Source organism: Geodermatophilus pulveris (genome assembly GCF_900188375.1).
Lineage (GTDB): Bacteria > Actinomycetota > Actinomycetes > Mycobacteriales > Geodermatophilaceae > Geodermatophilus > Geodermatophilus pulveris.
Genome location: NZ_FZOO01000002.1, coordinates 382,060 through 407,038, shown reverse-complemented (window position 1 = coordinate 407,038; position 24,979 = coordinate 382,060). Strand labels below are relative to the sequence as shown.

Genomic DNA, 24,979 nt, shown 5'->3' with positions numbered 1-24,979 from the left:
CGGCGCACCCCGCCCCTGGAGGACCCGATGCGCGACGCAGTGGTCGAGCCGCCCGGCTCGCACGAGCCCGGCGAGTTCGCGAAGACGCCCAAGAAGGCCGCGGCCAGCGGCTGGATGGGCAGCGCCCTCGAGTACTACGACTTCTTCATCTACGCCCAGGCCGCCGCCCTGGTCTTCCCGACGATCTTCTTCCCCGAGTCCGACCCGCAGATCGGGATCATCGTCTCGCTGGCCACCTTCGGCGTCGGCTACGTCGCCCGCCCGATCGGCGCCTTCGTGCTGGGCCACTGGGGGGACACCCGCGGGCGCAAGAACGTCCTGGTGCTCTGCATGCTGCTGATGGGCGTGTCCACGTTCCTCGTCGCCCTGCTGCCCACCTACCAGCAGGTGGGCCTGCTGGCCCCGGCGCTGCTCGTGGTGCTGCGGCTGGTGCAGGGCTTCGCCGTGGGCGGCGAGATCTCCGGGGCCAGCGCGATGATCGTCGAGCACGCCCCCTTCGGCCGGCGCGGCTACTACGCCAGCTACACCCTGCAGGGCGTGCAGGCCGGGCAGATCCTGGCCGCCGCGGTCTTCCTGCCGCTGGCGTCCCTCCTGCCCGACGCGCAGTTCGAGTCGTGGGGCTGGCGCATCCCGTTCCTGCTGTCCGCGCTCGTGGTGCTCGCCGGCATCGTCATCCGCCGCCGGGTCGACGAGACCCCGGTCTTCCAGGAGGAGGCCGTGCACGGCGAGGTGCCCAAGGCCCCGATCGTCCAGGCGGTCCGGGAGAGCGGCCCGGACATGCTGCGGGTGATCTGCATGGCGCTGATGAACGCCGTCCCGGTGGCCACCACCGTCTTCGGCGCCACGTACGCCACCAGCGAGGCGTACGGCATCGAGTTCGACACCGCCACCTACCTGTGGATCTCCGTGGTCGGCAACGCGGTCGCCGTGCTGCTGATCCCCTTCGTCGGCAACCTGTCCGACCGCATCGGCCGGCGGCCCTGCATCATCGTCGGCGCGCTGGGGTCCACGCTGCTGTCCTTCGCGTACCTCTACGCGATCAGCCAGGGCTCGGTGCTCGGGGCCTTCGCCCTCGCGATCCTCATGTGGGGCGTGGTCTACCAGGGCTACAACGCGGTCTTCCCCGCCTTCTACCAGGAGCTGTTCCCCACCCGGACCCGCGTCACGGCCTTCGCGGTCTCCCAGAACCTGGGCACGATGATCACCGCGTTCCTCCCCACCGTCTACGCGATCGTGGCCCCGGGCGACGCCAACGTGCCGCTCATCGTCGGCAGCATCACCTTCGGCATCGGGATCATCGCGGCCACGGCCGCCTGGTCGGCCCGGGAGACCCACCGGGTGCACATGAACGACCTGGGCCGCGACGACGCCCCGGTGGTGCCGCGCGAGGAGTACGAGCGCATCCGCGCCTCCGTGTGAGGCAGGACCCCTGCTCCGGCAGGGGCCGTAGGTGGCCGGGCCGACGCCGTGTCGGCCCGGCCACCTACGCTCGCAGGCCCCACGTCCGCACCGGGAGGACCTCCGCCGTGCCGCCGTCCGCCGCCCAGCCGCTGCCCGACGACGACGGGCCGGCCGGCCGCGTCCCCGCCCCGCCGCGGTCGCGCGACGCCGAGCGCACCCGCGCCGAGATCCTCGACGTGGCCACCAGCGAGTTCGCCGACCGGGGCTACGCCGGGGCCCGCGTCGACGAGATCGCCGCCAAGACCAGCACCACCAAGCGGATGATCTACTACTACTTCGGCGGCAAGCAGCAGCTCTACGTCGCGGTCCTGGAGCGGGCCTACAGCCGGATCCGCAGCCTCGAGCGGCAGCTCGACGTCGAGCACCGCGACCCGGTGCAGGCCGTCCGCGAGCTCGCCGGGCTCACCTTCGACCACCACGAGGCGCACCCGGAGTTCATCCGGCTGGTCAGCATCGAGAACATCCACCGCGCCGAGCACATCGCCGGGTCCGAGGCGCTGTCCGGCATGGCCAACCCCGCCCTGGACGTGCTCGGCCGGATCCTGGAGCGCGGCCGGGACGCCGGGGTGTTCCGGGAGGACGTCGACGCGCTCGACGTGCACCAGGTGATCAGCTCCTACTGCGTCTTCCGGACGGCGAACCGGCACACCTGGCGGGTGCTGTTCGGCCGGGACATGCTCGACGGCGAGCGGCGCGACCACCAGCGCCGGCTGCTCGGCGACCTCGTCGTCGCCCACCTCACCGCCCGCTGAGGCCACCCCTCAGTGCAGCTGGTCCAGCCAGTCGGCGGGCACCCGGCCGCGCGGGCCGGGTGCGGCCTGGTCCCGGGGCCGGTGCTCCGGCGGGGCCAGGTCCGGGCCCTGCAGCGGCTCCTCGCGGGTGAAGTCCCAGAACCAGGTCTCGCCCGGCTCGTAGCTGCGGATGACCGGGTGCCCGGTCTCGGCCGCGTGCTGGCGCGCGTGCCGTGAGGGGGAGGAGTCGCAGCAGCCGACGTGCCCGCACCGGGCGCACCGGCGCAGGTGGAACCACCACCCGCCGGTGGCCTCGCACTCCACGCAGCCGGTCCCGCTGGGCGGGACCGTGGGGTCGATCGCGGTGCGGACGTCCACGGCGGTCTCCTCCGGTCCGGGGTGTCCACGGTAGGGGCGGGCACGCCGTCCGGGAAGCCGTCCCGGGCCGGGCGGGGGACACTCGGTGACCGGCGGACGGGAGGCGGCATGGGCACCGAGGAGCTCTCCGGACGGGACTTCGCGGCGGTGACGGCGGCCGCCGGCATCGTGCTGGTCGACTTCCGCGACGAGGCCTCCGGCTCCAGCCGCGCGTTCGCCGCGGTCTTCGACGACGCGGCCCGGCGGCACCCCGACCTGCGCTTCGCCCGCGTCGACGTCCGCGCCGAGCCGGAGCTGGCCGAGGCCGTGGGCGTGCAGCGGGCGCCGAGCCTCATGGTCTTCCGCGACGGCGTGCCGGTGTTCGCCGAGCCGGGCTGGCTGCCCGCGGACTCCGTGGAGCTGCTCATCGCCACGGTCCGGCAGCTGGACATGGCCGCGGTGCGGGCGACGTTCCCGGAGCCGGTCCGCCGCCGCTGAGCAGCCGCCGGGCCACCGTCGGGGCCGTCGACCGGGTGGCGGCCGGGGGTTACCGTGGGCGGCGGCCGGCGAGCACGCCGTGCTCCCCGCACACCGACCGGTCTGCCCGGTGGGGCCGGCCAGGAGGCCGCGATGGCCCGACCCGTGCTGCTCACCGTCGACGACGACCCGGCGGTCTCCCGAGCCGTCGCCCGTGACCTGCGCCGGGAGTACGGCGAGGAGTACCGCGTGCTGCGCGCCGGCTCCGGCCCCGAGGCGCTCGAGGCGCTGCGCGAGCTGAAGCTCCGCGGCGACCCGGTGGCGGTGCTGCTGGCGGACCACCGGATGCCGGACATGACCGGCGTGGAGTTCCTCGAGCAGGCGATGGACATCGTGCCGCGGGCCCGCCGCGCGCTGCTCACCGCCTACGCCGACACCGACGCCGCCATCGCCGCCATCAACGACGTCGACGTGGACGCCTACCTGCTCAAGCCGTGGGACCCACCGGAGGACAAGCTCTACCCGAAGATCGACGAGATGCTCAGCGCCTGGCACGCGACCCCGGACCCGGAGGTGGTGGGCGTCAAGCTCGTCGGCCACCGCTGGTCGGGGCCGTCCTTCGGGGCGCGCACCCTGCTGACCCGCAACGCCGTCCCCCACCGGTGGTACAGCGTCGAGGACCCGGAGGGGCAGCGGGTCCTCGCCGCCGCCGGCGCGGGGCCGGACGACGTGCCGGTGGTCGTCACCGCCGACGGCCAGGTGCTCAGGCACCCGGGGGAGGCGGAGCTCGCCGCGGCCGTCGGGCTCACGGTCGACCCGCAGGAGGAGTTCTACGACCTGGTCGTCGTCGGCGGCGGGCCGGCCGGGCTGGGCGCGGCGGTGTACGGCACCTCCGAGGGGCTGCGCACGGTGCTGGTGGAGCGGGAGGCCACCGGCGGGCAGGCCGGGCAGAGCAGCCGGATCGAGAACTACCTGGGCTTCCCCGGCGGCGTCTCCGGCGCGGACCTGGCCGAGCGGGCGCGCCGGCAGGCGGTCAAGTTCGGCACCGAGCTGCTGCTCACCCGCGACGTGGTCGCCCTGGAGGTGCACGGGCCCAAGCGGGTGCTGCGCCTGGACGACGGGCGCACGGTCGCCGCCGGCGCGGTCGTCCTGGCCACCGGTGTCTCCTACCGCAGCCTGGGCGTGCCCGGCTGCGACGACCTGACCGGGCGCGGCGTCTACTACGGCTCGGCGACCACCGAGGCCGCCGAGTGCGCCGGCCGGGACGTGTACGTCGTCGGCGGCGCCAACTCCGCCGGCCAGGCGGCCGTGTTCTTCTCCCGCCACGCCCGCTCGGTGTGCCTGCTGGTGCGCGGCCCGTCGCTGGAGGCGTCGATGTCGCACTACCTCATCGAGCAGATCGCGCAGATCCCGTCGATCAGCGTGCGCACCTGCACCACCCTGGCCGGCGTGCAGGGCGACGGGCACCTGGAGGCGATCACCGTGCAGGACGCGCAGACCGGGGAGCTGGAGACGCTGCCGGCCAGCCACCTGTTCGTCTTCATCGGCGGTGCCCCGCGCACCGGCTGGCTGGACGGCGCCGTCGTCCGGGACGAGCGCGGGTTCATCCCCACCGGTCCGGCGCTGGTGCGCGACGGCCGCCGCCCGCCCGGCTGGCCGCTGGACCGCGACCCGTACCTGCTGGAGACCAGCGTGCCCGGCGTCTTCGTGGCCGGCGACGTGCGCGCGGACTCCGTGAAGCGGGTCGCCTCGGCCGTCGGCGAGGGGGCCATGGCCGTCACGCTCGTGCACCGGTACCTGGAGGAGCGGTGACGACGGCGACCGAGCGGCTGACCGCGGCCGAGCTGCGTGAGCTGTTCCTCTTCGCCGACCTCGACGACGACCAGCTGGCCTGGGTCGCCGAGCACGGCGACGTGGTCTCCCACCCCGCCGGGGCGGCGGTGTCGGTCGAGGGGGAGCCGGCCCGGTGCTTCTCGGTGCTGCTCGACGGGACGCTGCGGATGACCCGGCTGGTGGGCGGCAGCGAGGTGGAGATCACCCGGTCGTCGCACCGCGGCGTGTACTCCGGCGCGGTGCAGTTCTACGTCGGCGACCGGATCGACCAGAAGTACCCGGCGTCGGTGCACGCGGTGACCGACTGCCGGTTCCTGCAGCTGCCCGCCGGCGAGTTCGCCGCGACCTTCCGCCGGTGGTACCCGATGGCGGTGCACCTGCTGGAGGGCATGTTCGTCGGGCAGCGCAACGCCGCGGAGCTGGTGGGTCAGCGGGAGCGGCTGCTGGCCCTGGGCAAGCTGACCGCCGGCCTCACCCACGAGCTGAACAACCCCGCCGCCGCCGCGACGCGGGCCGCCTCGGCGCTGCGTGAGCGGTTCGCCGGGATGCGGCACAAGCTGGCCCTGCTGTCCGAGGGCCGGCTCGACGGCGCGGTGCTGCGGGCGCTCACCGGGCTGCAGGAGGAGCTGGTCGCGCGCGTGGGCACGACCCCGGAGCCGTCGGCGCTGGAGCGCGGCGACCGCGAGGACGCCCTCGGCGACTGGCTCGACGAGCGGGACGTCGGTGGCGCGTGGGACCTGGCCGGGATCTTCGTCGCGGCGGGCCTGGCGCCCGAGGACCTGGACCGGGTCGAGGACGCCGTGGAGCCGGCCGCGCTGGAGCCCGCGCTGCGCTGGCTGGCGTACGCCGTGGAGACCGAGTCGCTGCTGGCCGAGATCGCCGACAGCACCGGCCGCATCTCCGGCCTGGTCGACGCCGCCCGGCAGTACTCCCAGCTCGACCGGGCCCCGCACCAGCCCACCGACCTGCACGCCGGCCTGGACGCCACGCTGGTCATGCTCGGCGCCAAGACCCCGCCCGGGGTGTGCGTGGTCAAGGACTACGACCGGACGCTGCCGCCGGTGCCCGGCTACCCCGGCGAGCTCAACCAGGTGTGGACCAACCTGATCGTCAACGCCCTCGACGCCATGGCCGGCACCGGCACGCTCACCCTGCGCACCGCCAGGGACGGCGACCGGGTGCTGGTGGAGGTGGCCGACACCGGCCCGGGCATCCCCCCGGAGCTGCGGCAGCGGGTCTTCGAGCCGTTCTTCACCACCAAGCCGGTCGGCCAGGGCACCGGCCTGGGGCTGGACGTCTCCTACCGCGTCGTGGTCACCCGGCACGGCGGCGACCTGCGGGTGCAGTCCGAGCCGGGGGACACCCGCTTCCAGGTGCGTCTCCCGCTGACCGAGCCGGCCCTGCCGCCGGCCTGAGGACGTCGCCGCGCGGCGCGCCGGTCGCCCTGCAGCCCCGCCCGGCACGGCGGAGGATCGCTGCGGACGGCGACGCGCACCCCGGCGCCTGGCCCGAGCACCCCGGAGGCGCCCGTGACGGCCCGGCCCGACGTCGACCGGACCGCCGGGGAGGAGGGCGACCAGCCGGACCCGCGGCGCTGGCACGCCCTGGGGGTCACCCTCGTCGCCGGCTTCATGAGCCTGCTCGACGTCAGCATCGTGTCGGTCGCCCTGCCCACGCTGCAGCGCGACCTGGGCGCCTCGCCGGCCGCGGTGCAGTGGGTGGTCTCCGGCTACGCGCTCACCTTCGCGCTCATGCTGGTCCCCGCCGGCCGGCTCGGTGACGCGCTCGGCCGGCGCCGGATGTTCCTCATCGGGATGGCCGCGTTCGTGCTGTTCAGCGCGGCCGCCGGGGCGGCGCCGTCGGTGGGCCTGCTCATCACCGCCCGGCTGGCCCAGGGGCTGGCCGCCGGCGTGCTCGCCCCGCAGAACTCCGGGCTGATCCAGCAGCTGTTCCGCGGCGGCGAGCGCGGCCGGGCCTTCGGCGCGTTCGGCGCGGTGGTCGGGATCTCCACCGCGGTGGGCCCGGTCCTCGGCGGGCTGCTGCTGCAGGTGGCCGACTGGCGGTGGATCTTCTGGGTCAACGTGCCGATCGGCGTGGTCGCGTTCGTGCTCGCCTGGCGGCTGCTGCCGCGCAGCGGCTCCGGCCGGCGCGGGGGCATCGACGGCGGCGGGGTGCTGCTGCTGGGCGCCGGCTCGCTGGCCCTGCTGCTGCCGCTGGTGCAGGCGGAGTCCGGCGGGCTGACCCGGCTGTGGTGGCTGTTCCCGGCCGGCGCGCTGGTGCTGGCCGCCTTCGTCGCCTGGGAGTGGTGGGAGGTGCGCCGCGGCCGCGACCCGGTGTTCGACCCCCGGCTGGTGACCCGGACCCGCGGCTACGGCCTGGGCGCGGCGCTGGGCACCGTCTACTTCGTCGGCTTCAGCGGCATCTGGCTGGTCTTCGCGCTGTTCTTCCAGACCGGCCTGGGGCTCACCCCGCTGGAGAGCGGGCTGGCCGTGACCCCGTTCGCCCTCGGCTCGGCCGTCGCCGCGGTGGTGGCCGGGCGGCTGGTGGAGCGCGTCGGGCGGCTGCTCACCGTCCTGGGCCTGCTCGGCGTGCTGGCCGGCCTGGGCGCGACGGTCGCCGTCCTGCTGCTCGTACCGCAGGACGCCGTCCCGTGGGCCGTGGCGCCGGCGCTGCTGGTGGGCGGGCTGGGCGGCGGGTTCGTCATCTCGCCGAACATCACCATGACGCTGCGGGACATCCCGGTCCGGATGGCCGGGGCGGCCGGCGGCGGGCTGCAGACCGCGCAGCGCTTCGGGGCCACCATCGGCACCGCCGCGCTGCCGGGCCTGTTCTACGTCGTCCTCGCCGCGACCGGGCAGGACTACCCGCTCGCCGCGGCGGCCGGGCTGGGCGTCGCGCTGGTGGGCATCGCCGGCGCGCTCGCGCTGGCCGTCGTCGACCTGCGCCGCACCCGCCGGGAGGCGGCCGCCGAGCGGGAGGCCGACGACCACGACGACCGGCACTGGCACGCCGTCCACCACTGAGGCCCGGACGCGCCACGGCCGCACACCCCCCGTGGGGGTGTGCGGCCGTGGCCGACAGGGGGCGGGTCAGCGCAGCGCGGCCTCCGCCAGCCGGCGCTGCTCGGCCTCGGCGTCCCGCTGGCCGGGACCGGCGTTCGTCGCCGAGGACGGCGGCTCGGCGTCGGCGGGGCTGCCGTGGCCGTCGTCGAGCATCGTGGTCTCGTCGAACGGGCTGTCGCCGGACAGCGCCGCGGTCAGCTGCCCGCGGTCCAGCTCCTTGGTCCAGGTGGCGATGAGCACGGTGGCGACGGCGTTGCCCGCGAAGTTGGTCACCGCGCGCGCCTCGGACATGAACCGGTCGATGCCGACGATCAGGCCGACGCCGTCGAGCAGGTCCGGGCGGTGCGCCGACAGCCCGCCGGCCAGCGTGGCCAGGCCGGCGCCGGTGACCCCGGCCGCGCCCTTCGAGGCGATGATCATGAAGGCCAGCAGCCCGATCTGCTCGCCGACGCTCAGCGGGTCGCCCAGCGCCTCGGCGATGAACAGCGAGGCCATCGTCAGGTAGATGGCGGTGCCGTCGAGGTTGAAGGAGTACCCGGTCGGGACGACGATCCCGGCGACCGGCTGGCTGACCCCGGCGTGCTCCATCTTGGCGATCAGGCGGGGCAGCGCGGTCTCCGACGACGAGGTGGAGACGATCAGCAGGAACTCCCGGCCCAGGTACTTCAGCAGCGAGAGCACGTTGACCCCGGCGACCAGGCGCAGGAGCAGGCCGAGGACCACCAGGACGAACACCGCGCAGGTGGCGTAGAAGCCCAGCATGATCACCGCGAGGCTGGTCAGGGCGTCGACGCCGGTCTCGCCGACGACCGCGGCGATCGCCCCGAAGGCGCCGATCGGGGCGACCCACATGACCATCGCCAGGATGCGGAAGACCAGCTTCTGGAAGTGCCCGATGCCGCGCAGGATCGGCTCGCCGCCGCGGCCCATGGCCTGGATGGCGAAGCCGGTGAGCAGCGCGACCAGCAACGCCTGCAGCACCGAGCCCTCGGTCAGCGCGGAGACCAGGGTGGTCGGGATGAGGCCGAGCAGGAAGTCCGTCGTCCCCCCGGACTCCTCGGCCGTGCCGGCCAGCTCGGCGCCCTCGCCGCGCAGCTCCTCGGACAGCTGCAGCCCCTCACCCGGGCTGAGCACGTTGCCCACGACCAGGCCGATCGCCAGGGCGACGGTGGACATGAGCAGGAAGTAGCCCATCGCCAGGCCGCCGATCCGGCCGACCTTGGCCGCCTGCCGGATGGCGCCGATGCCGAGCACGATGGTGCAGAAGATGACCGGCGCGATCAGCATCTTGATCAGCGCGACGAACGCGGTGCCGAGCCACTTGAGCGAGACGGCGAACTCGGGGGCGGCGAAGCCCACCGTGATGCCGCCGAGCACCGCGGCGATGACCGCGATGTAGAGCCAGTGCGTGCGGTCCCGCCGCGTCGCGGGCGGCGGCTGTTCGGCGACCGTGCCTGAGGTCATGACTGCTCCTGGGGGAGTCCGAGGGGGAGGGGCGCCGCCCGTCCCGGGCCGGCACGTCCACGGTGCGGGTGGGGGGTGACCGCGGTCACGCATTCGTTCATTGCGTACACGGACGCGGCACACTCGCGGCGTGCCCGCGCCCGAGCTCCCCGAGCGCCGGGGCGAGGCGAGCCTGGCCCGGCGGCTGCTGCTCCTGCAGGCCCTCGTCGTGGTCGCCGTCGTGCTGACCGCGACCGCCATCGCCTACCGCGACGCCCGCGCGGCGGTCCGGGCCGCGGCGGAGGAGGAGACCACGGCGATCGTCGAGTCGATCGCCGACTCCCCGCTGGTGGTGCAGGCGGTGACCGGCCCCGACCCGACCGCGGTGCTGCAGCCCTACGTGGAAGCGGTGCGTGCCGACACCGGCACGTCGTTCATCACCGTGCTGGCGACCGACCGCACCCGCTTCACCCACCCCGACCCGGCGCAGATCGGCCGGCCCTACATCGGCACGGTGGAGCCGGCGCTGGCCGGGGACACCTTCACCGAGACCTACACCGGCACGCTGGGCCCCTCGGTGCGGGCGACCGGCCCGGTGCTGGACGGCGACGGGGACGTCGTCGCGCTGGTCTCCGCCGGGGTCACCGTCGAGGAGATCGGGGAGGACCTCGCCGCCGCCGTCCCCGGGATCGCCGGCACCGGCGCGGTGACCCTCGCCGTCGGCGCGCTGGGCAGCGTGGCGCTGTCCCGGCGGCTGCGGCGGCAGACCCACGGGCTGTCCCCGGAGCAGCTGGCGCGGATGGTCGACTACCACCACGCCGTGCTGCGCGCCGTCCGCGAGGGCGTGCTCCTGGTGGACGACGAGGGCCGGGTGCAGCTGGTCAACGACGAGGCGCGGCGGCTGCTCGGGCTCCCCGGCGACCCCACCGGCCGGCACGTCGCCGAGCTGGGCCTGCCGGCGGGGCTGACCGCGGTCCTCGGCCAGCAGCGCACCGCCGTCGACGAGGTGCACGTGACCGGCACCCGGGTGGTGGTGGTCAACCAGGCACCGCCGCGGCCGGGGGGCCGGGCGGCGGGCGCGGTGGTCACCCTGCGCGACCACACCGAGCTGCAGGCCCTGACCGGCGAGCTGGACGGCATCCGGGCGTTCGCCGAGTCGCTGCGCGCCCAGGCGCACGAGGCGGCCAACCGGCTGCACACCACGGTCTCCCTGGTGGAGCTGGGCCGCACCCGGGAGGCGGTCGACTTCGCGACCGCCCAGCTTGCCTCGGCCCAGCGGCTCACCGACCGGGTGGTGGACGCCGTCGGCGACCCGGTGCTGGCCGCGCTGCTGCTGGGCAAGGCCGCGACCGCGCACGAGCGTGGCGTGCTGCTGGAGGTGGACCCGGCGACCGCGGTGGGGGAGACCGGCATCCCCGGCGGCGACCTGGTCACCGTCGTGGGCAACCTGCTGGACAACGCGATCGACGCCGCCCTGGCGGGGGACCCGCCGCGGGAGGTGCAGGTCGCCGCGGAGGTCTGCGGCGGGCGGCTGGAGATCCGCGTCGAGGACACCGGCCCGGGCGTGCGGGAGGCGGACCTGCCGCACCTGTTCGAGCGCGGCTGGAGCACCAAGGACACCACCGGCGCGCCGTCCGGGCTCGGCCGTGGCCTGGGCCTGGCGCTGGTCGCGCAGACCGTGGCGCGGCTCGGCGGCACGCTGACCGTCCGGCCCGGCCCCGGCGCGCTGTTCACCGTCACCCTGCCCGTCCTCTCGCCGGTGGGGACGGCGCGGTGATCCGCGTGCTGGTGGTCGAGGACGAGCCGCTCGCCGCCGAGGCGCACCGCGCCTACGTCGACCGCACGCCCGGCTTCGCCACCGCGGCGGTCGCCGGCACCGGCGCGGCCGCCCTCGACGCACTGGCGCGAGTGCCGGTCGACCTGGTGCTGCTGGACATGAACCTGCCCGACGCGCACGGCATCGACCTGTGCCGCCGCATCCGCGGCGCCGGCGCGCAGGTCGACGTCCTCGCCGTCACCTCCGCCCGGGAGCTCGCCGTCGTGCGGGCGGCCGCCGCGCACGGCGTCGTCGGCTACCTGCTCAAGCCGTTCACCTACCCCGCGCTGCGCGACCGGCTGGCCGCCTACGCCGAGTACCGGTCGAGGCTGCAGGGAGGCGGTGACGCGGCCGGGCAGGACGACGTCGACCGGGTGCTCGGCGCGGTGCGCGCCGGCCGGCCGGCGCCGCTGCCCAAGGGGATGGGCCGGGAGACCCTGGACGCCGTCGTCGCCGCCGTCCGGGCCGCCGGTGCGGCGCTGTCGGCCGCGGAGACCGCCGAGCTGATCGGCGCCTCGCGGATCACCGCCCGCCGTTACCTGGAGTACCTCGCCGACACCGGCCTGGTCGACCGGGCCCCCCGCTACGGCGGCACCGGCCGCCCGGAGCTGGAGTACCGCTGGCGCTGACGCGTTCCCGTGGAGACGTGCGCGAGCGCCCGGCCGGTTGCCCACGCCGATGTCCAGTGGGGCAGGCCAATGCCAGGCCATTGCCGCCCCGTGTCGTTACATGTAACATCGTCCCATGGCGAGTACGCGGGATCGGGTACGTGAACACCGACAGCGCTTGCGCGAGCAGGGCCTCAGGCCTGTCCAGATCTGGGTGCCGGACGTGCGAGCTCCGGAGTTCGTCGCGGAAGCCCACCGTCAGTCGGCTGTCATCGCGGTCAGCGAGCACGAAGCTGACGACCAGGCCTTCGTCGACGCCATCTCCGTCGATTGGGACGACGAGGCGGAGCCCGCCGAGTGAGGCGAGGCGACATCTGCATCGCAGCTGCGCGTGGCGCCTACAGCGGCAAGCCGAGGCCCGTCGTCATCGTCCAGGACGACCGGTTCGATGCAAGCGCCTCCGTCACGGTCTGTCCGCTGACCACCGATCTGGTCGAGGCGCCATTGATCCGGCTCGCGGTAGAACCGACGGCTGCCACCGGGATCGAGCAAGCGAGCCACATCATGGTCGACAAGATCGTGACGATGCCGCGCGCCAATGTGCGCAGTCATGTCGGCCGACTCGCCGATTCGGACATCGTTCGGCTCAACCGCGCACTTCTGGTGTCTCTCGGGCTTGCCGAGTGACGAGCTCCGCCCGCACTCGGTGACGCTCGATCCCACCCGCGATGGAGGACTGCAAGTCACCGGGCGACGGCTGGCCCCGATCATGCGGTGTCGGCCCGTCGGTCGCCGAGTTCCACGGCAGCACCTCCAGATCGAGGTCACCGGGCGTTCGGCCACGGCGTCCCTGCCGCGCCGACCGGCGCTCCGCGGATCACCGCCCGCCGCTACCTGAGTACCTCGCCGACACGGGACTGGTCGACCGGGCCCCCCGCTACGGCGGCACCGGCCGCCCGGAGCTGGAGTACCGCTGGCGCTGACGAGGCTCGACACCCCCGGGGGATGGTGCCCCGCGCTGTGCGGCCTCCATGATCACCGGGTGGAGCCAGGGACGCCGGCCGTGCCCCCGTCGGCGGTGGTGGTCAGCGGCCTGGTCGCCCACGCGGCCGTCGTGTTCGTGGTCGCGGTCGTCACGCCGCTGCTGGGACCCGGCACCCCGGCGGCCGTGTTCGCCGTGGTCTCCACGGCCCGGTTGCTGCTGGGCATGCCGTGGTGGCTGGTCGTCGGCTTCCCGGTCGTCCCGTCCGGTCCGGTGGGCGAGGCGCTGGTCGTCACCGTGCCGCTGCTCGTCAACCTGGCCGTCCACGTCGCGGTGCTCCGGGCCGTGCGTGCGCGGCGGGTCGCCGCGGTCCACGGCGGAACCGTTCCCGGGCATCGTCGTCCGCGCCGCCCGGTGTTCGCGGCCGGCGTCCTCCTCGGTGCGGTGACGTGGGGTGCGTGGCTGGGGTGGGATCGCACGGCCTCGTACGACGTGGTCACCGGCACGGTCCAGACGCCGTACGTGACACTGCAGGTGCTCGGCTGCGCGCTGACCGTGGGGGCGGTGACCGCCGTGCTGGCCGCACGGTGGCACCCGGTGCCCGGTGCGGCCGGCGTCGGGTCCGGGTTCTGGCTGGTGTGGACCGTCGATGCCGCGTCCCGGGACGACAGCGGGTTGTTCGCCGTGGGCGCGGTGATGCTGGCCGTCGGGCCGGCCCTGGGCACCACGGTGGCCGCGGCCGCCGGGGTGGGCGTGCGCGCGGCGACGAACGCCGTCCGTCGCCGGCGCGGGGCGTGACGACTCGAAGGGCGCCCTCGAGAGCGGGCACGCGCGGTCAGCACGCGCTGAGGGTCGTCCCGACATGCCGCTGGGCAGTCGCCGGTGCGTGGTGGTCCCGGGCTCACCCTCGGGCCGGGCCGGGCCGGTCCGAGGGCTGACGCGCCGGTCAGTGGTGCCAGCTGAGCACCAGCAGGACCTCGCCGTCGGGTGATTCCCAGCGGCCGGCGGTGACCACCGGTCCTCGCCGGGGCGGACGGGGACCCTCGCTGCTGACCAGCCCGGCCGCATCGGTCCAGGCGACCCGTGCGTCCTCGGCGTCGTGCCAGACGAGCTCCGTCTTCGCCGGCAGGCCACCCGGCCAGTACGTGACCACGGGACACCCCGATGCCACCAGCGCGGCGGCGTCCCGGCGCTTCGTGCGCGTGCTGCGCCGGCTGTAGATGACGCCGTCCGGCCCGGTCAGGCGGCCTTCGTCGACGGACCGCCACTGCTCGCCGGACAGGTCGTGGCGCATGTCCGGGACGTCAGCCCTGACCGGTGCCGTCCCCCGGCGGCTGTCCCCGCCGGGAGGGGGAGCTGTCGCACCGAGGACGGAAGCCGGACCGCCTCGTGTCCGCAGGGCCGCTGGGCGGTGACACCACTCGGACGTCGCGCCGTCTCCGCGGGAACGCGGTCAAGGCTGCGGACTGCCGCACGGCGCCGCAGGGCTCTCTCGAAGGTCCGTGGTAGAGACCGGCGTGCGACACGGCGCGATCATGCCGGCATGACCAAGCGGCCGCACGTGGACTGGACGGCGAGGGAGGTGCAGGCCCTGTCCGAGGAGGAGCTCCGGGCCCGACTCACGCAGGCTCGGGAGTGGGAAGCGCGCGCAGATGCCCCGGGGATGGGGCGCTCGGCCAGGGGGAGGCGGCTCTGGCGGCGCAACCGCGAGCTGGTGGAGGAGGAGATGGGTCGCCGCGACCTGCTGTGAGCGGGGGCCGTCCGACGCAGCCGTCCGGCGTCCTCAGCACCCGCCCAGCCGGGCCACCCGCCGCCGACCCGGCCCGGCAACCAGGGCGACGACCGCCGCGGTGACCACCGCGCCGGTCGCGTTGAGGGCGGCATCCACCGGGGAGACCACCCGCCCCAGCGGCAGCGCCCACTGCAGCAACTCGATGCCGGCCCCGGCGGCGAGGGCGAGCGGGAGCAGGCGCCCGGGGGTGCCGAGCGCCGGCCACCGCAGGACGGCGAGGACGGACAGCGGCACGAGCAGCAGCAGGTTGCCCAGCAACTGCAGGCGCGTCGCCTCGGAGTCCAGCCCGGTGGCGTACCAGCGCAGCTCGGTCAGCGGCGCGCCCCACTCCCAGCCCGAGCCGCCCGCCGGCGTGAGGGTCAGCCACGCCACCGCGAGCGCGGCGAGCAGCAGGGCGGCGTCCAGGGGTCGGCGGGCATCGGCGTCCATGCCCCCACGATGAGGCGCGCGCCCCGACGGACCCTGCGAGACGGCTGGACGCCGGCTGGGAGCGAGGCGGCTGCCAGCCGGCGCCCCGAGCGCCGGTGCCGATCCGGTGGGACGGCGGGTGCCGGCCCACCGGATCGGCGGAAGGGTCAGCCGGACGTCGCCGCCTTGGCGTTCTGCAGCGTCTCGAGCGCCTGGAGGAGGTAGCGGCGGAAGGTGGCGTGGTTCTCGCTCATCGGGAAGTGCCCGATCTCGGGCATGGCGATGAACGTGCCGTTCTTGATCTCACCGGCGGTGCGGGCGCTGTCCTCGGGCGTGGTGAGGTAGTCGTACTCCCCGGTCAGCATCACCACCGGACACCGATCGCCGTCGATCTCCCCGAGCCGTCCCCGAAGGTCGTGGTCGACCGAGTAGAAGTACAGGTCACCCTTGAAGGCCTCTGAGCCCTGCGAGTAGTAGAACCACGTCTTCCAGCGGTCGGCCTCGGGGGACTGGGGCGCCATCAGGTCCCACACCCCGCTCGCGCACACCTGCGCGGCGTTCGCGTGCGGGTGCTGCCACCAGTCGAGGTAGAAGCCGGGGGAGTAGTCGGCGCCCTCCACCGACAGGACGCCGGCGAACCGATCGGGACGGCGCAGGGCAAGCTGCAGTGCGACGTTCCCGCCGAAGGAGGAACCCATGAAGATCGGGTCCTCGAGCTCCAGGGCATCGCAGAGGGCGACGATGAAGTTGACGTAGTGGTCGGCGGTGAGCTGGTACTCCTCCTTCCACCACTCGGTGTTCTCCGGCGGGTCGGACTTGCCGTGCCGCGGCAGGTCGTAGGCGATGACCCGGTGCTTCGCGGTGATCTCGTCGTCCTCCAGCAGGCCGCGCCACTGGTGGTTGTGGCAGCCGGCGGTGTGCTGGCACACCAGGGGCTGTCCGCTGCCGTTCTCCAGGTAGAAGACCTTGTACTCCAGGCCGTCGACCTCGAGCGTCACGTAGTGACCGGTGACCGGGGAGATCCTGCTCATGGCTGTTCGTCCTCCTCAGACGGGGGTGCCGACGACGCGCAACAGTTCGATCTGGCGGGTGATGCAGCGCAGGTTCTGCATGAGGACGAGCACCTGACCCTCCAGGCGCATGTCCCGCCGGAAGCTGGCCGCCCAGATGCCGTGGAACATCGGCGCGGGCATAGGCTCACCGAAACCGCGCCACGTCTCCACGCCGGCCCGGATGGCGAAGTCGTAGGGCACGTCGAGCGGACCGGAGTCCACCGTGACGTGGGTGACCCGTCCGGACTGCACCTGCACCACGTAACTGCGCTCGTCGGCGTCGAGCAGCCACGAGCAGGTGAAGTACTTGCCGTGGGCCTCGATCTCGGGGTCGGTGTTGCTGGCCTCGGCGAAGGCCTCGGCCCACGCCTGAGCCGATGGCGCTCGGGTCGCTGCGGTCATCGTCGTACTCCTCTCCGAGCAGGGTGTGACGACCGCCATGACAGCCGTGCGGTGCGGAGGCGTCCAATACCTGTCGGCTCCCCGTCGATAGCCGTCGACTATTGGTGTGACGGCGACCACCACTCCTAGGCTGGCCGGGTGACGGACGCGCCCGAGATCCGCGTCCTGCGCTACTTCGTCGCGGTCGCGGAGGAGCTCCACTTCGGCCGAGCGGCCACACGCCTGCACATCAGCCAGCCCTCGCTGAGCGTGCAGATCCGCAAGCTCGAGCACACTCTCGGCGCGCGGCTGCTGGCGCGCACCAGCCGCCACGTCGAGCTGACCCCGGCGGGCGTGGTGCTCCTGGAGGAGGCGCACCGACTGCTGGCCGGCGTCGAGCGCCTGACCGCCGCGACGCGCAGGGCCGCCGACGGCGGGGCGGGCAGCCTGGTCGTCGGCTTCCAGGCCAACGCGGCAGCGGAGCTGACCCCGAAGATCCTCGCGGCGTTCCAGGCCCGCTGCCCCCGGGTGCAGGTGGAGATGCGCTCGCACGACTTCGCCGACCCCTACGTCGGCCTGTCCACGGGCAGTGTCGACGTGGCGTTCGTCCGTCCGCCCGTCGTGGTGCAGGGCTGGTTGTCGATGGAGATTCTCTTCGTCGAGCCGCGCGTGCTGGTGACCTCGAGCGACTCCCCGCTCGCGGCTCGCGGCCGCGTCACCGTGGAGGACGTCGTCGACGAGCCGTTCGTCGGCCGCCGGGCCCCGGAGTACTGGCGGGACTTCTGGCTCGCCGTCGACACCCGTGGCCCGCACACGGTCCGCCTGGGCGCGGAGGTGGCGAGCGTGGACGAGTGCTTCGAGGCGATCCTGTCCCGGCGGGGCGTGGCCTTCACGCAGGCCTCCACCCAGCGCTTCTACGACCGGCCCGGTCTGGCCTTCGTGCCGGTCGACGGATTGCCGCCGTCCGCAGTGGCGATCGCCTGGCGCAACGACATGGACGCGCAGCCGGTGCGGGACTTCGTCGACACCACCCGGGCGCTCGCCGCGCTGGACCTCGTCCCGTCGTCCACCCCGGCGGCCGGTGCCTCCCTGGCGGCGACGACCATCGCGGCCGTCGCCCGCTGACCGGGGGACGCCGTGGCGTCCGGCCTCCGCGTACCGCCTCCAGGGGGCGGCGGGTCGCCTGGACGCCTCGGGGGACGCGAGGCGCCGCCGTGCCAGGCTGTCGGCCGTGACGGTGGAGCGGACGGTGCAGCTGCACTTCGGGGACACGGCGCGGGCAGCCGGGACGCACACGAACCTCTCGGCGGTCCGCAGCGACGGCCCGGTGCTCTGGGTGGCCGGCGACGAGACCGCGACGATCGAGCGCCTGGTCGCCGACGACCCCCGCGAGCCGGCCGGGTTCGGCGGCCACACCACGTTCCGGCTCGCCGACCTGGTCGACCTGCCCGGCTCCGCGGACGACGAGGAGGAGGCCGACATCGAGGGCCTGGCCCGCAACGGGCCCTTCCTCTGGGCGGTGGGCTCGCACAGCCTGCGCCGCCGCAAGGTCAAGGAGAAGCACGACGACGAGCGGGCGCTGCGCCGGCTGGCCAGGGTGAGCGGCCAGCCCAACCGGCAGGTCCTGCTCCGCATCCCGGTCCAGGACGTGCACGGGCTGCCCACGCCGGTGGCCGAGGGCGCCGCGGTCTTCGGCGCCGCCGGCCCCGACCTGCGCGACCTGCTCGCCGACGACGAGCTCCTGGCCCCGTTCCTGCCCATCCCCGGCAAGGACAACGGCCTGGACGTCGAGGGCATCGCCGTGGCCGGCCCACGGGTGTTCCTGGGGCTGCGCGGCCCGGTGCTGCGCGGCTGGGCCGTCGTCCTGCAGGTGCAGCCCGAGCCCGACGAGGACGCGCCCGGGCGGTTGCGGCTGCGGAGCTTCGCCGACGGCCGCCCGTACCGCACGTTCGTCCTGCGCATGCGCGGCCTGGGCGTCCGCGACCTGTGCCCGCACGGCGACGACCTGCTCGTGCTGGCCGGCCCCACCATGGACCTCGACGGCCCGGTGCACCTGTACCGGTGGCACGGCGCCCTCGCCGGCGACCCGCCGCGGGTGGTCCGCGGCGAGCGGCTCACCCGGGAGCTCGACCTCCCCCACGGCGAGGGCGACGACCACGCCGAGGGCATCGGCCTGGTGGGTCCGCCGGCGGACCCGCGGCTGCTGGTCGTCTACGACAGCCCCGCGCCCGGCCGGCTGTCCCCGGACGGCGCGGTCACCGCCGACGTCGTCCGGCTCCCGGAGCGGGCGCCGGCCTGAGCCGCCGGGGTGTCCGCGCCGCCGCGGGCCGCGCGGGTCAGCGGCCGGCCTTCTCCTTCTCGTACCGCTCGGTCATCGTGGCGACCGCCTGCAGCTGCGCGGCGGCGTAGTCCTCCCGCTTGCCCATCGCCAGCTCCTTGGCGTCCAGCGACCGCTGGGCGTGCGAGACCTCGCCGCCCTGGAAGTGCGGCATGACGTGCTGGGCGATGAGCTCCCAGGAGCGCCGGGTCGCCTGCGGGTTGGCCCACTCGTGGCCGAGCAGCAGCATGCAGCCGAAGCCGCCGGACTGGTCCCACAGCTTCTGCACCTGGGCGCGGGCGTCCTCGACCGTGCCGATGGCGCCGATCCCGGCCTCGTTGATGAAGTCGATCATCTCCTTGGCGTCGCCGCCCTCGACGGCCATCTGCGGGAAGGCGGCCGTCTTCTGGAAGTACCGGAACCACGCCTCGATGCCGTACTGCACGTCGGCGTAGGCCTGCTCCCGGGTCTCCGCGATGTGCATGAGCCCCACGAGCCGCCAGTCCCGGCGGGAGACCGTCTGCCCGTGGGCCTCGGCCCGCTCCTGGACCACGTTCCAGTGTTGGGCCAGGGCGTCGAAGCCCTCCTTGGACAGGGTCGCGCCGATCGAGAGCAGCCCGACCCCGTGCCGGCCGGCCATCCGCGGGCCGGTGGGGGAGGCGACGGCGGCGACCGCGACGTCGAAGCGCGGCTGGGTGTAGGGCCGCAGGTGCAGCCGGGCGTCGACCAAGGTGTGCGTCTTGGTCTGCTCGGTGACCGTCTCACCGCGCAGCAGCCGCATGATGATGTCGAGGTCCACCTCGAGCAGCTCGCGGGTGTCGGTCGGCGTCAGGCCCAGCATCATCGAGTCGGTGGGCAGCGAGCCCGGGCCGCAGCCGAGCATGACCCGGCCGCGGGTCAGGTGGTCCAGCAGCACCATGCGCTCGGCCACCCACAGCGGGTTGTGGTAGGCGATCGAGGTGACGCCGGTGCCCAGCCTGATGTGCCGGGTCCGCTCGGCGGCGGCGGCGATGAAGATCTCCGGCGAGGCGATGATCTCGGTGCCCGCGGAGTGGTGTTCGCCGATCCAGGCCTCGTCGTAGCCCAGCCGGTCCAGGTGCTCGACCAGCTCGAGGTCCCGCTGCAGGGCGAGGGTGGGGTTCTCGCCGGCGGGGTGGAACGGGGCGAGGAAGGTGCCGAAGCGGAGCCGGTCCATGGGTCCTCCTGAGCTGGGACGTCGGGCCCAGAACGTGACCCCGGTCACACCGGCGAGGGGAGTCCCTGGGGGTGGTCAGCGCACCTCGCCGGAGCCGTAGTCGCCGAACGGCTCGGTGGCGACGGCGCTCACCGGCACCTCGGCCAGCGCCGCGCCGGCCGCGTCGAGGGTGCGCACCCCGCGCGCCCCGGGCGGCAGCAGCACCGCCCCGCCGCCGTCGGGCAGCGGCACGGTGGCCAGCACGCCGCCGCGGGCGTCGAGGACGGCGGCGGCGGTGGCCGGCGCCGGCGCGGTGACGACCAGCCAGCGGCCCTCCGCGGACGGCTCGGCCTCCGGGGAGGACAGGTCGCACACCCGCGCCACGACGAGGCCGGCCACCTCCGTCGCCCCCGGCGGCGTGGACACCCCGCACCCGACCGTCCGCCCGGCGCCCCCGGAGCCGAGCTGCCCGGCGCGGGTGGTGACGACCAGTCCGCCGCCGGGGCTGCGGCCCACCACGACCGCCACGCTGCCCGGGACCTCGGGCATCGGCAGGACCCCGGACCACAGCAGCTGCGGCTCCAGCGCGGCGGGCTCCGCGCCGAGCGGGACGGCGATCGCGGTCAGCGCCTCGGTCACCAGCCGGTCCGCCGGCCGGACGGCCGCCGGCCGCAGCGGGTCCAGCGGGTCCAGCGGGGGCACCTGGGCGGGGCCGGCGGGGAGGTCGGCGGCGGCCACCGCGGCGCGGTACACGGTCGCGCCGCCGCGCAGCACCCGGACGCTGGTGCCGGTGCCGGCCGCGGTGGTCGGGACGGCGGTCACCGCGAGGCCGCCGTCGGAGGGGACCGGGTCGTAGGTGCGGCCCACCGTGCCGCGCGGGCCCACCTGCAGCCGCGGGGAGACCTGCACCTCGTCGCCGGGGGCGGTGACCACGACGAGGGACGCCGACCCGGGCCCGCCGACCAGCAGCGCCGCCGGCCGGTGGGGACCCAGGGTCTGCGGCACGTACGGGCGCAGCTGCTCGACCGGGGCGCCGGCCGGGCCGGTCAGCCACACGCCGCGCACGTCGCCCTCCACCGTGCCGGCCACCAGGACCACCCGGCCGTGCGGCGTGTCGGTGGCGAGGACGACTTGGCGCTCGGCCACCGGCGGCGGGGTCAGCGGCCCCCAGTCGGCGCTGCGGGCGGCCCCGACGACCGCCGCGTCCCCGGCCAGCGAGCCGCGGGTGGGCCCGGTGAGCACCTCCACCTCGGCCGGCCGCTCCGGCGCCGCCCGGCCGGCCGGTGCCGCAGGCGGCCCGCCGGGCGCCTCCGGCACGACCAGGACGGCGGCCACCAGGGTGGCCAGCGCGGCGCCGGCCAGGCCGCCGGTGCGCAGCCGGCGCTGCCGCCGGGCCCGGCCGAGGGCGTCGGTGGCGGCCGCGTCGGCGTCCAGCCGCCAGCCGGCCGCCGGGCCGCGGACCGGCGGCGGCCGGTCGTCGAGGGACTCCAGCAGCTGCCCGCCGCGGTCGGCGGCGGCGGGCAGCGCGTCGGCGGCGGTGGCCGCGGGGTCGGCGCCGCGCCGCCCCCAGTGCAGCCGGGTGCGGGCCAGCGCGCGCTGGACGGCGTCCTCGGCCCGGTCCGGGTCGCCGGTCAGCCGCAGCGCCTCGGCGAGCAGCGTGTCGCGCTCGGCGGCGACGAAGCGGCGGAAGGCCGCGTCGGGGCCGTCGGTCATGCCGGCCAGTGTGCGCCGCGCGCCCCGGCCGGCGCCGTGGCTACCCTCGCCGGGGTGCCGGGCAAGCCGCTGCGCGACGTCATCGCCCCGGACCTGGACGTGCTGTTCTGCGGGATCAACCCGTCGCTGACCTCGGCCGCCCGCGGCCACCACTTCGCCCGGCCGGGCAACCGGTTCTGGCCGGCCATCCACCTGGCCGGCTTCACCCCCCGGCGGCTGGCCCCCGAGGAGGACCTCGAGCTGCTGGCCCACGGCCTGGGAGTGACCAACCTGGCCGACCGCCCGACCCGCACCGCCGCCGAGCTCACCACCGAGGAGCTGCGCGAGGGCGCCGCCGCCCTCGACGCGCTGGTGGCGCGCTACCGGCCGCGGGTGCTCGCCGTCCTCGGCGTCACCGCGTACCGCACCGGCTTCGGCCGCCCCCGCGCGGTGCTCGGCCGCCAGGACGAGCGGGTCGGAGGCGCCCGGACCTGGGTGGTGCCCAACCCCAGCGGGCTCAACGCCCACTACCAGCTGCCCGACCTCGCCCGGGTCTACCGGCGGCTGCGCGAGGAGCCGTAGCGGGCGGTCAGGGCACCCCGGCGGCGCGCAGCCCCGCCGTCACCACCACCGCGGCGAGGACGGCGAGCAGCACCGGGGCGCGGCGCCACAGCAGCAGCCCGGCGACGGCCACGCCGGCGGTGTCGGCGCCGACGGCCAGCCGGTCGCCGTCGGCCAGGGCGGTGGTCACGACCAGGGCCGCCAGCAGCGCCGCGGACAGCAGCACCACCACTCGCACGACCGGCGCCGGCAGGGCCCGGTCGCCGGTGGCCGCCGGGCCCACGCCGCGGATCAGCGCGGTGCCCAGCGCGCACAGCACCACCAGCGCCCACACGGTCGCGGTGCTCACCGGCCGGCCCGCAGCCCGGCCAGTGCCGCGGCGGTCGCGGCGAGCACCGGCAGTCCCGGCGGGGACACCGGCACCAGTGCCAGGGCGATCGCCGCGCCGGCCAGCGCCACCCCGAACCGCAGCCGGTCGCGCACCTCGGCGACCAGGATGGCGAGGAAGAAGACCGGGAACACGGCGTCCAGGCCGAGGGCCCGGCTGTCCAGGCCGGGTACGAACACGCCCACGGCGGTGCCCAGCACCCAGGCCCCGTACTGGGTGCCGGAGTGGCCGAACAGGTACCGGCGGTCGAAGCGGCCGTCACCGCGGGCGGCCATCGCCCACGCGGAGTCCACGGTCGCCTGGCCCTCGACGGCCCGGCGCAGCCGGCTGCCGTGCAGCGAGGGCCCCAGCGCGAACCCCATGGGCAGGAAGCGGGAGCTGACCAGCGCCGCGGCGCCCACGGCGGCGGCGAGCCCGCCGCCGGCCGCGGCGATGCCCACCGCGGCGAACTGGGCCGAGCCGGAGTAGACCACCGCCGACATCACCACCGCGGCGACCGCCGGCACGCCGAGGTCGACGGCGACCACCCCGAAGGACACGGCGAGCACGAACGTCGCCGCGGCGTAGGGCGTGCCGTCGCGCACCCCCTCGCGCCACCCCCGGTCGGCTCCCGTCGACCCCGCCACGCCCGCCTCCGCCCGCAGTCCTCCCCGCCGCCGGCCCAGGACGCCGGGCGGCACGGGCGACCCTGCCAGGCGGCGCGGCGGGCCCGACGCGCCGGGGCGGACCCGCCGCTCGATGATCATGGGCCTGGTGCACGGGACATGCGCGGACACGCCGCCCCGACCGGCAGCAAGCCCGTGATCGACTCCGGGAACGGTGCCCCCACCAGGCGGCGCGGCGGATCAGACCGGCTGGGGGCCGGACGGCGGCGGGGCGGTCGGGTCGGCCGGGCCGGGCACCGGGTAGGGGGCCGGCTCCGGCGGCGGCACGGGGTCCACGGGGGACGGCGACGGCGACGGCGGGCCCGGGGTGGGTGGCACGGTCATGCACCGACGCTAGACCCCGGGGCGGCTCCGGACCGCGGGCGAGCGGCCGCGCCCCGGACGACCTACCGTCCCGGGACGTGGGCAGACGCGTGGTCGTGATCGGTGGGGACGCCGCGGGCGGGAGCGCCGCGTCGCAGGCGAGGAAGCGGCAGCCGGACCTCGACGTGGTGATGTTCGAGCGCGGCCGGGCGACGTCGTACTCCGCGTGCGGCATCCCGTTCTGGATCAGCGGCGCCGTCGACTCCGAGGCCGACCTGATCGCCCGGACGCCGGAGCAGCACCGCGCCAACGGCATCGACGTGCGGATGCGCACCGAGGTCACCGGCATCGACCTGGACCGCCGCGTCGTCCACTGGCGCGGCCTGACCGACGGCGGCAGCGGCACCGAGCCGTTCGACGAGCTGGTGTACGCCACCGGCAGCGTGCCCATGCGCCCGCCGGTGCCCGGCGTCGACGCGGCCGGCGTCTACGGCGTCCAGACCCTGGACGACGGCGCGGCGCTGCGGGCCGAGCTGGAGGACGGCGACGTGCAGCGGGTGGTCGTCGTCGGCGGCGGCTACATCGGCCTGGAGATCGCCGAGGCCTGCCGGGTGCGCGGGCTGGACGTGACCGTCGTCGACATGTCGGCCACCCCCGTCGGCACCTTCGACCCCGACGTCGGGGAGCACATCGCCGACGCGGTCCGCCGGGAGGGCATCGAGCTGGTCCTCTCCGACGCGGTCGCGGCGGTGGAGACCGACGCCTCCGGCCGGGCCTGCGCGGTGGTCACCGCCAGCGGCCGGGAGCTGCCCGCGGACCTGGTGGTGCTCGGCCTCGGCGTCCGGCCGGCCGTGCGGCTGGCGCAGGAGGCCGGCATCCCGCTCGGCACCTCCGGCGGCATCGCCGTCGACGTGCGGATGCGCACCGAGGCCGAGGGCGTGTGGGCGGCCGGGGACTGCGTCGAGTCGGTGCACCGGCTGTCCGGGCAGCGGGTCGTCGTCGCCCTCGGCACGCACGCCAACAAGCAGGGCCGGGTGGCCGGGATCAACATCGGCGGCGGCTACGCGACCTTCCCCGGCGTCATCGGCACCGCCATCACCCGCATCTGCGAGCTGGAGGCCGCGCGCACCGGGCTGTCCACCACCGAGGCGGAGGCGGCCGGGTTCGAGTTCGTCACCGCCGTCGTCGACTCCACCACCAAGGCCGGTTACTTCCCGGGCGCCCAGCCGATCCGGCTGAAGATGATCGCGGAGCGGCGCAGCGGCCGGCTGCTCGGCGCCCAGGTCGTCGGCAAGGAGGCCGCCGCCAAGCGGGTCGACGCGCTGGCCATCTGCATCTGGAACGAGATGGGCGTCGACGAGATCCTCTCCCTGGACCTGTCCTACGCCCCGCCGTTCGCCCCTGTCTGGGACCCGGTGCTCATCGCCGCCCGCAAGGCGTTCGAGGCCGTGGAGGCCGACGTCCGGCTGCTGTGAC

General features: G+C 75.5%; 27 protein-coding genes. 16 read left to right on the top strand and 11 right to left on the bottom strand.

Features of this window, described 5'->3' with window-relative positions; translation table 11 throughout:
- Positions 1–27 precede the first annotated feature (27 nt).
- A complete protein-coding gene (locus tag CHB98_RS05365) occupies positions 28–1,419 on the top strand; it encodes an MFS transporter (protein WP_179224208.1) in 1,392 nt (463 codons plus the stop codon).
- A gap of 107 nt (positions 1,420–1,526) precedes the next feature.
- On the top strand, positions 1,527–2,213 hold the full coding sequence (locus CHB98_RS05360; protein ID WP_218822254.1) for a TetR/AcrR family transcriptional regulator: 687 nt from the start codon (positions 1,527–1,529) through the stop codon (positions 2,211–2,213).
- A 9-nt stretch (positions 2,214–2,222) separates the two neighbouring features.
- Here the strand turns inward: CHB98_RS05360 and CHB98_RS05355 are convergent, their stop codons facing one another.
- A complete protein-coding gene (locus CHB98_RS05355; RefSeq protein ID WP_089304557.1) occupies positions 2,223–2,570 on the bottom strand; it encodes a UBP-type zinc finger domain-containing protein in 348 nt (115 codons plus the stop codon).
- A gap of 108 nt (positions 2,571–2,678) precedes the next feature.
- Between CHB98_RS05355 and CHB98_RS05350 the strand changes: the two genes are divergently transcribed.
- The 4 genes from CHB98_RS05350 (at position 2,679) to CHB98_RS05335 (ending at position 7,882) form a co-directional block, all read left to right on the top strand.
- Positions 2,679–3,047, top strand: a complete 369-nt coding sequence (locus CHB98_RS05350; RefSeq protein WP_089304556.1) for a thioredoxin family protein — start codon at positions 2,679–2,681, stop codon at positions 3,045–3,047.
- Between the two features lie 132 nt (positions 3,048–3,179).
- Positions 3,180–4,838: an NAD(P)/FAD-dependent oxidoreductase gene (locus tag CHB98_RS05345; RefSeq protein ID WP_089304555.1), complete on the top strand. Its 1,659-nt coding sequence runs from the start codon at positions 3,180–3,182 to the stop codon at positions 4,836–4,838.
- The gene (locus CHB98_RS05340) at positions 4,835–6,274 is read left to right on the top strand and encodes an ATP-binding protein (protein ID WP_089304554.1); all 1,440 of its coding nucleotides are present in this window, start codon (positions 4,835–4,837) and stop codon (positions 6,272–6,274) included. Before CHB98_RS05345 ends, CHB98_RS05340 begins: the two co-directional genes overlap by 4 nt.
- A 114-nt stretch (positions 6,275–6,388) precedes the next feature.
- The gene (locus CHB98_RS05335) at positions 6,389–7,882 is read left to right on the top strand and encodes an MFS transporter (RefSeq protein WP_089304553.1); all 1,494 of its coding nucleotides are present in this window, start codon (positions 6,389–6,391) and stop codon (positions 7,880–7,882) included.
- A 66-nt stretch (positions 7,883–7,948) separates the two neighbouring features.
- On the opposite strand, the gene CHB98_RS05330 is transcribed toward CHB98_RS05335, so the two are convergent.
- Positions 7,949–9,385 (bottom strand): cation:dicarboxylate symporter family transporter, encoded by a 1,437-nt coding sequence (locus CHB98_RS05330; protein WP_089304552.1) that lies wholly within the window; start codon positions 9,383–9,385, stop codon positions 7,949–7,951.
- A gap of 130 nt (positions 9,386–9,515) precedes the next feature.
- On the opposite strand from CHB98_RS05330, the gene CHB98_RS05325 reads away from it, so the two are divergent.
- From CHB98_RS05325 to CHB98_RS05305, 5 genes are all read left to right on the top strand, one after another.
- Positions 9,516–11,141: a sensor histidine kinase gene (locus CHB98_RS05325; RefSeq protein ID WP_089304551.1), complete on the top strand. Its 1,626-nt coding sequence runs from the start codon at positions 9,516–9,518 to the stop codon at positions 11,139–11,141.
- The gene (locus tag CHB98_RS05320; RefSeq protein ID WP_089304550.1) at positions 11,138–11,809 is read left to right on the top strand and encodes a response regulator; all 672 of its coding nucleotides are present in this window, start codon (positions 11,138–11,140) and stop codon (positions 11,807–11,809) included. Before CHB98_RS05325 ends, CHB98_RS05320 begins: the two co-directional genes overlap by 4 nt.
- 115 nt (positions 11,810–11,924) lie before the next feature.
- Positions 11,925–12,149, top strand: coding sequence for an antitoxin MazE family protein (locus CHB98_RS05315; RefSeq protein WP_089304549.1), 225 nt, complete (start codon positions 11,925–11,927; stop codon positions 12,147–12,149).
- Positions 12,146–12,475 (top strand): type II toxin-antitoxin system PemK/MazF family toxin, encoded by a 330-nt coding sequence (locus CHB98_RS05310; RefSeq protein WP_089304548.1) that lies wholly within the window; start codon positions 12,146–12,148, stop codon positions 12,473–12,475. Before CHB98_RS05315 ends, CHB98_RS05310 begins: the two co-directional genes overlap by 4 nt.
- A gap of 355 nt (positions 12,476–12,830) precedes the next feature.
- A complete protein-coding gene (locus CHB98_RS05305) occupies positions 12,831–13,568 on the top strand; it encodes a hypothetical protein (RefSeq protein ID WP_143424954.1) in 738 nt (245 codons plus the stop codon).
- 148 nt (positions 13,569–13,716) lie between these two features.
- On the opposite strand, the gene CHB98_RS05300 is transcribed toward CHB98_RS05305, so the two are convergent.
- A complete protein-coding gene (locus tag CHB98_RS05300) occupies positions 13,717–14,064 on the bottom strand; it encodes a hypothetical protein (protein ID WP_089304546.1) in 348 nt (115 codons plus the stop codon).
- Between the two features lie 249 nt (positions 14,065–14,313).
- Between CHB98_RS05300 and CHB98_RS05295 the strand changes: the two genes are divergently transcribed.
- Positions 14,314–14,520, top strand: a complete 207-nt coding sequence (locus CHB98_RS05295; RefSeq protein WP_143424953.1) for a hypothetical protein — start codon at positions 14,314–14,316, stop codon at positions 14,518–14,520.
- A gap of 33 nt (positions 14,521–14,553) precedes the next feature.
- On the opposite strand, the gene CHB98_RS05290 is transcribed toward CHB98_RS05295, so the two are convergent.
- The 3 genes from CHB98_RS05290 to CHB98_RS05280 form a co-directional block, all read right to left on the bottom strand.
- A complete protein-coding gene (locus CHB98_RS05290; protein WP_089304544.1) occupies positions 14,554–14,991 on the bottom strand; it encodes a VanZ family protein in 438 nt (145 codons plus the stop codon).
- A gap of 146 nt (positions 14,992–15,137) precedes the next feature.
- A complete protein-coding gene (locus CHB98_RS05285; RefSeq protein ID WP_089304543.1) occupies positions 15,138–16,001 on the bottom strand; it encodes an alpha/beta fold hydrolase in 864 nt (287 codons plus the stop codon).
- A 15-nt stretch (positions 16,002–16,016) separates the two neighbouring features.
- Positions 16,017–16,424, bottom strand: coding sequence for a hypothetical protein (locus CHB98_RS05280; protein WP_089304542.1), 408 nt, complete (start codon positions 16,422–16,424; stop codon positions 16,017–16,019).
- A gap of 138 nt (positions 16,425–16,562) precedes the next feature.
- Here CHB98_RS05280 and CHB98_RS05275 point away from each other — a divergent pair, with 138 nt between their 5' ends.
- Together CHB98_RS05275 and CHB98_RS05270 are read left to right on the top strand one after the other, a co-directional pair.
- Positions 16,563–17,528, top strand: a complete 966-nt coding sequence (locus CHB98_RS05275) for a LysR family transcriptional regulator (RefSeq protein WP_089304541.1) — start codon at positions 16,563–16,565, stop codon at positions 17,526–17,528.
- Positions 17,529–17,634: 106 nt separating this feature from the next.
- The gene (locus CHB98_RS05270; RefSeq protein WP_089304540.1) at positions 17,635–18,702 is read left to right on the top strand and encodes a DUF3616 domain-containing protein; all 1,068 of its coding nucleotides are present in this window, start codon (positions 17,635–17,637) and stop codon (positions 18,700–18,702) included.
- A gap of 37 nt (positions 18,703–18,739) precedes the next feature.
- Here CHB98_RS05270 and CHB98_RS05265 read toward each other — a convergent pair whose 3' ends face one another.
- Positions 18,740–19,915 (bottom strand): LLM class flavin-dependent oxidoreductase, encoded by a 1,176-nt coding sequence (locus CHB98_RS05265; protein ID WP_089304539.1) that lies wholly within the window; start codon positions 19,913–19,915, stop codon positions 18,740–18,742.
- 75 nt (positions 19,916–19,990) lie between these two features.
- Complete coding sequence (locus CHB98_RS05260; RefSeq protein ID WP_089304538.1) at positions 19,991–21,607, bottom strand: RNA polymerase sigma factor; 1,617 nt, start codon at positions 21,605–21,607, stop codon at positions 19,991–19,993.
- A gap of 54 nt (positions 21,608–21,661) precedes the next feature.
- On the opposite strand from CHB98_RS05260, the gene mug reads away from it, so the two are divergent.
- On the top strand, positions 21,662–22,168 hold the full coding sequence (gene mug / locus CHB98_RS05255) for a G/U mismatch-specific DNA glycosylase (protein ID WP_089304537.1): 507 nt from the start codon (positions 21,662–21,664) through the stop codon (positions 22,166–22,168).
- Positions 22,169–22,175: 7 nt separating this feature from the next.
- Here the strand turns inward: mug and CHB98_RS05250 are convergent, their stop codons facing one another.
- The 3 genes from CHB98_RS05250 to CHB98_RS21425 form a co-directional block, all read right to left on the bottom strand.
- On the bottom strand, positions 22,176–22,496 hold the full coding sequence (locus CHB98_RS05250; RefSeq protein ID WP_089304536.1) for an AzlD domain-containing protein: 321 nt from the start codon (positions 22,494–22,496) through the stop codon (positions 22,176–22,178).
- Complete coding sequence (locus CHB98_RS05245; RefSeq protein ID WP_218822253.1) at positions 22,493–23,161, bottom strand: AzlC family ABC transporter permease; 669 nt, start codon at positions 23,159–23,161, stop codon at positions 22,493–22,495. The genes CHB98_RS05250 and CHB98_RS05245 overlap by 4 nt, the downstream gene beginning before the upstream one ends.
- A 219-nt stretch (positions 23,162–23,380) precedes the next feature.
- Positions 23,381–23,524: a hypothetical protein gene (locus tag CHB98_RS21425; protein WP_179224206.1), complete on the bottom strand. Its 144-nt coding sequence runs from the start codon at positions 23,522–23,524 to the stop codon at positions 23,381–23,383.
- Positions 23,525–23,601: 77 nt separating this feature from the next.
- Here CHB98_RS21425 and CHB98_RS05240 point away from each other — a divergent pair, with 77 nt between their 5' ends.
- Positions 23,602–24,978 (top strand): FAD-dependent oxidoreductase, encoded by a 1,377-nt coding sequence (locus CHB98_RS05240; protein ID WP_089304534.1) that lies wholly within the window; start codon positions 23,602–23,604, stop codon positions 24,976–24,978.
- Position 24,979: the final 1 nt, after the last annotated feature.

What these genes read in the sequence shown, in the direction of transcription:
- CHB98_RS05290 (WP_089304544.1), bottom strand. Translation starts at nt 14,991, where the DNA reads ATGGACGCCGATGCCCGCCGACCCCTGGACGCCGCCCTGCTGCTCGCC.
- CHB98_RS05300 (WP_089304546.1), bottom strand. Translation starts at nt 14,064, where the DNA reads ATGCGCCACGACCTGTCCGGCGAGCAGTGGCGGTCCGTCGACGAAGGC.
- CHB98_RS05315 (WP_089304549.1), top strand. Translation starts at nt 11,925, where the DNA reads ATGGCGAGTACGCGGGATCGGGTACGTGAACACCGACAGCGCTTGCGC.
- CHB98_RS05365 (WP_179224208.1), top strand. Translation starts at nt 28, where the DNA reads ATGCGCGACGCAGTGGTCGAGCCGCCCGGCTCGCACGAGCCCGGCGAG.
- CHB98_RS05350 (WP_089304556.1), top strand. Translation starts at nt 2,679, where the DNA reads ATGGGCACCGAGGAGCTCTCCGGACGGGACTTCGCGGCGGTGACGGCG.
- CHB98_RS05295 (WP_143424953.1), top strand. Translation starts at nt 14,314, where the DNA reads ATGACCAAGCGGCCGCACGTGGACTGGACGGCGAGGGAGGTGCAGGCC.
- CHB98_RS05345 (WP_089304555.1), top strand. Translation starts at nt 3,180, where the DNA reads ATGGCCCGACCCGTGCTGCTCACCGTCGACGACGACCCGGCGGTCTCC.
- CHB98_RS05265 (WP_089304539.1), bottom strand. Translation starts at nt 19,915, where the DNA reads ATGGACCGGCTCCGCTTCGGCACCTTCCTCGCCCCGTTCCACCCCGCC.
- CHB98_RS21425 (WP_179224206.1), bottom strand. Translation starts at nt 23,524, where the DNA reads ATGACCGTGCCACCCACCCCGGGCCCGCCGTCGCCGTCGCCGTCCCCC.
- CHB98_RS05260 (WP_089304538.1), bottom strand. Translation starts at nt 21,607, where the DNA reads ATGACCGACGGCCCCGACGCGGCCTTCCGCCGCTTCGTCGCCGCCGAG.
- CHB98_RS05285 (WP_089304543.1), bottom strand. Translation starts at nt 16,001, where the DNA reads ATGAGCAGGATCTCCCCGGTCACCGGTCACTACGTGACGCTCGAGGTC.
- CHB98_RS05330 (WP_089304552.1), bottom strand. Translation starts at nt 9,385, where the DNA reads ATGACCTCAGGCACGGTCGCCGAACAGCCGCCGCCCGCGACGCGGCGG.
- CHB98_RS05280 (WP_089304542.1), bottom strand. Translation starts at nt 16,424, where the DNA reads ATGACCGCAGCGACCCGAGCGCCATCGGCTCAGGCGTGGGCCGAGGCC.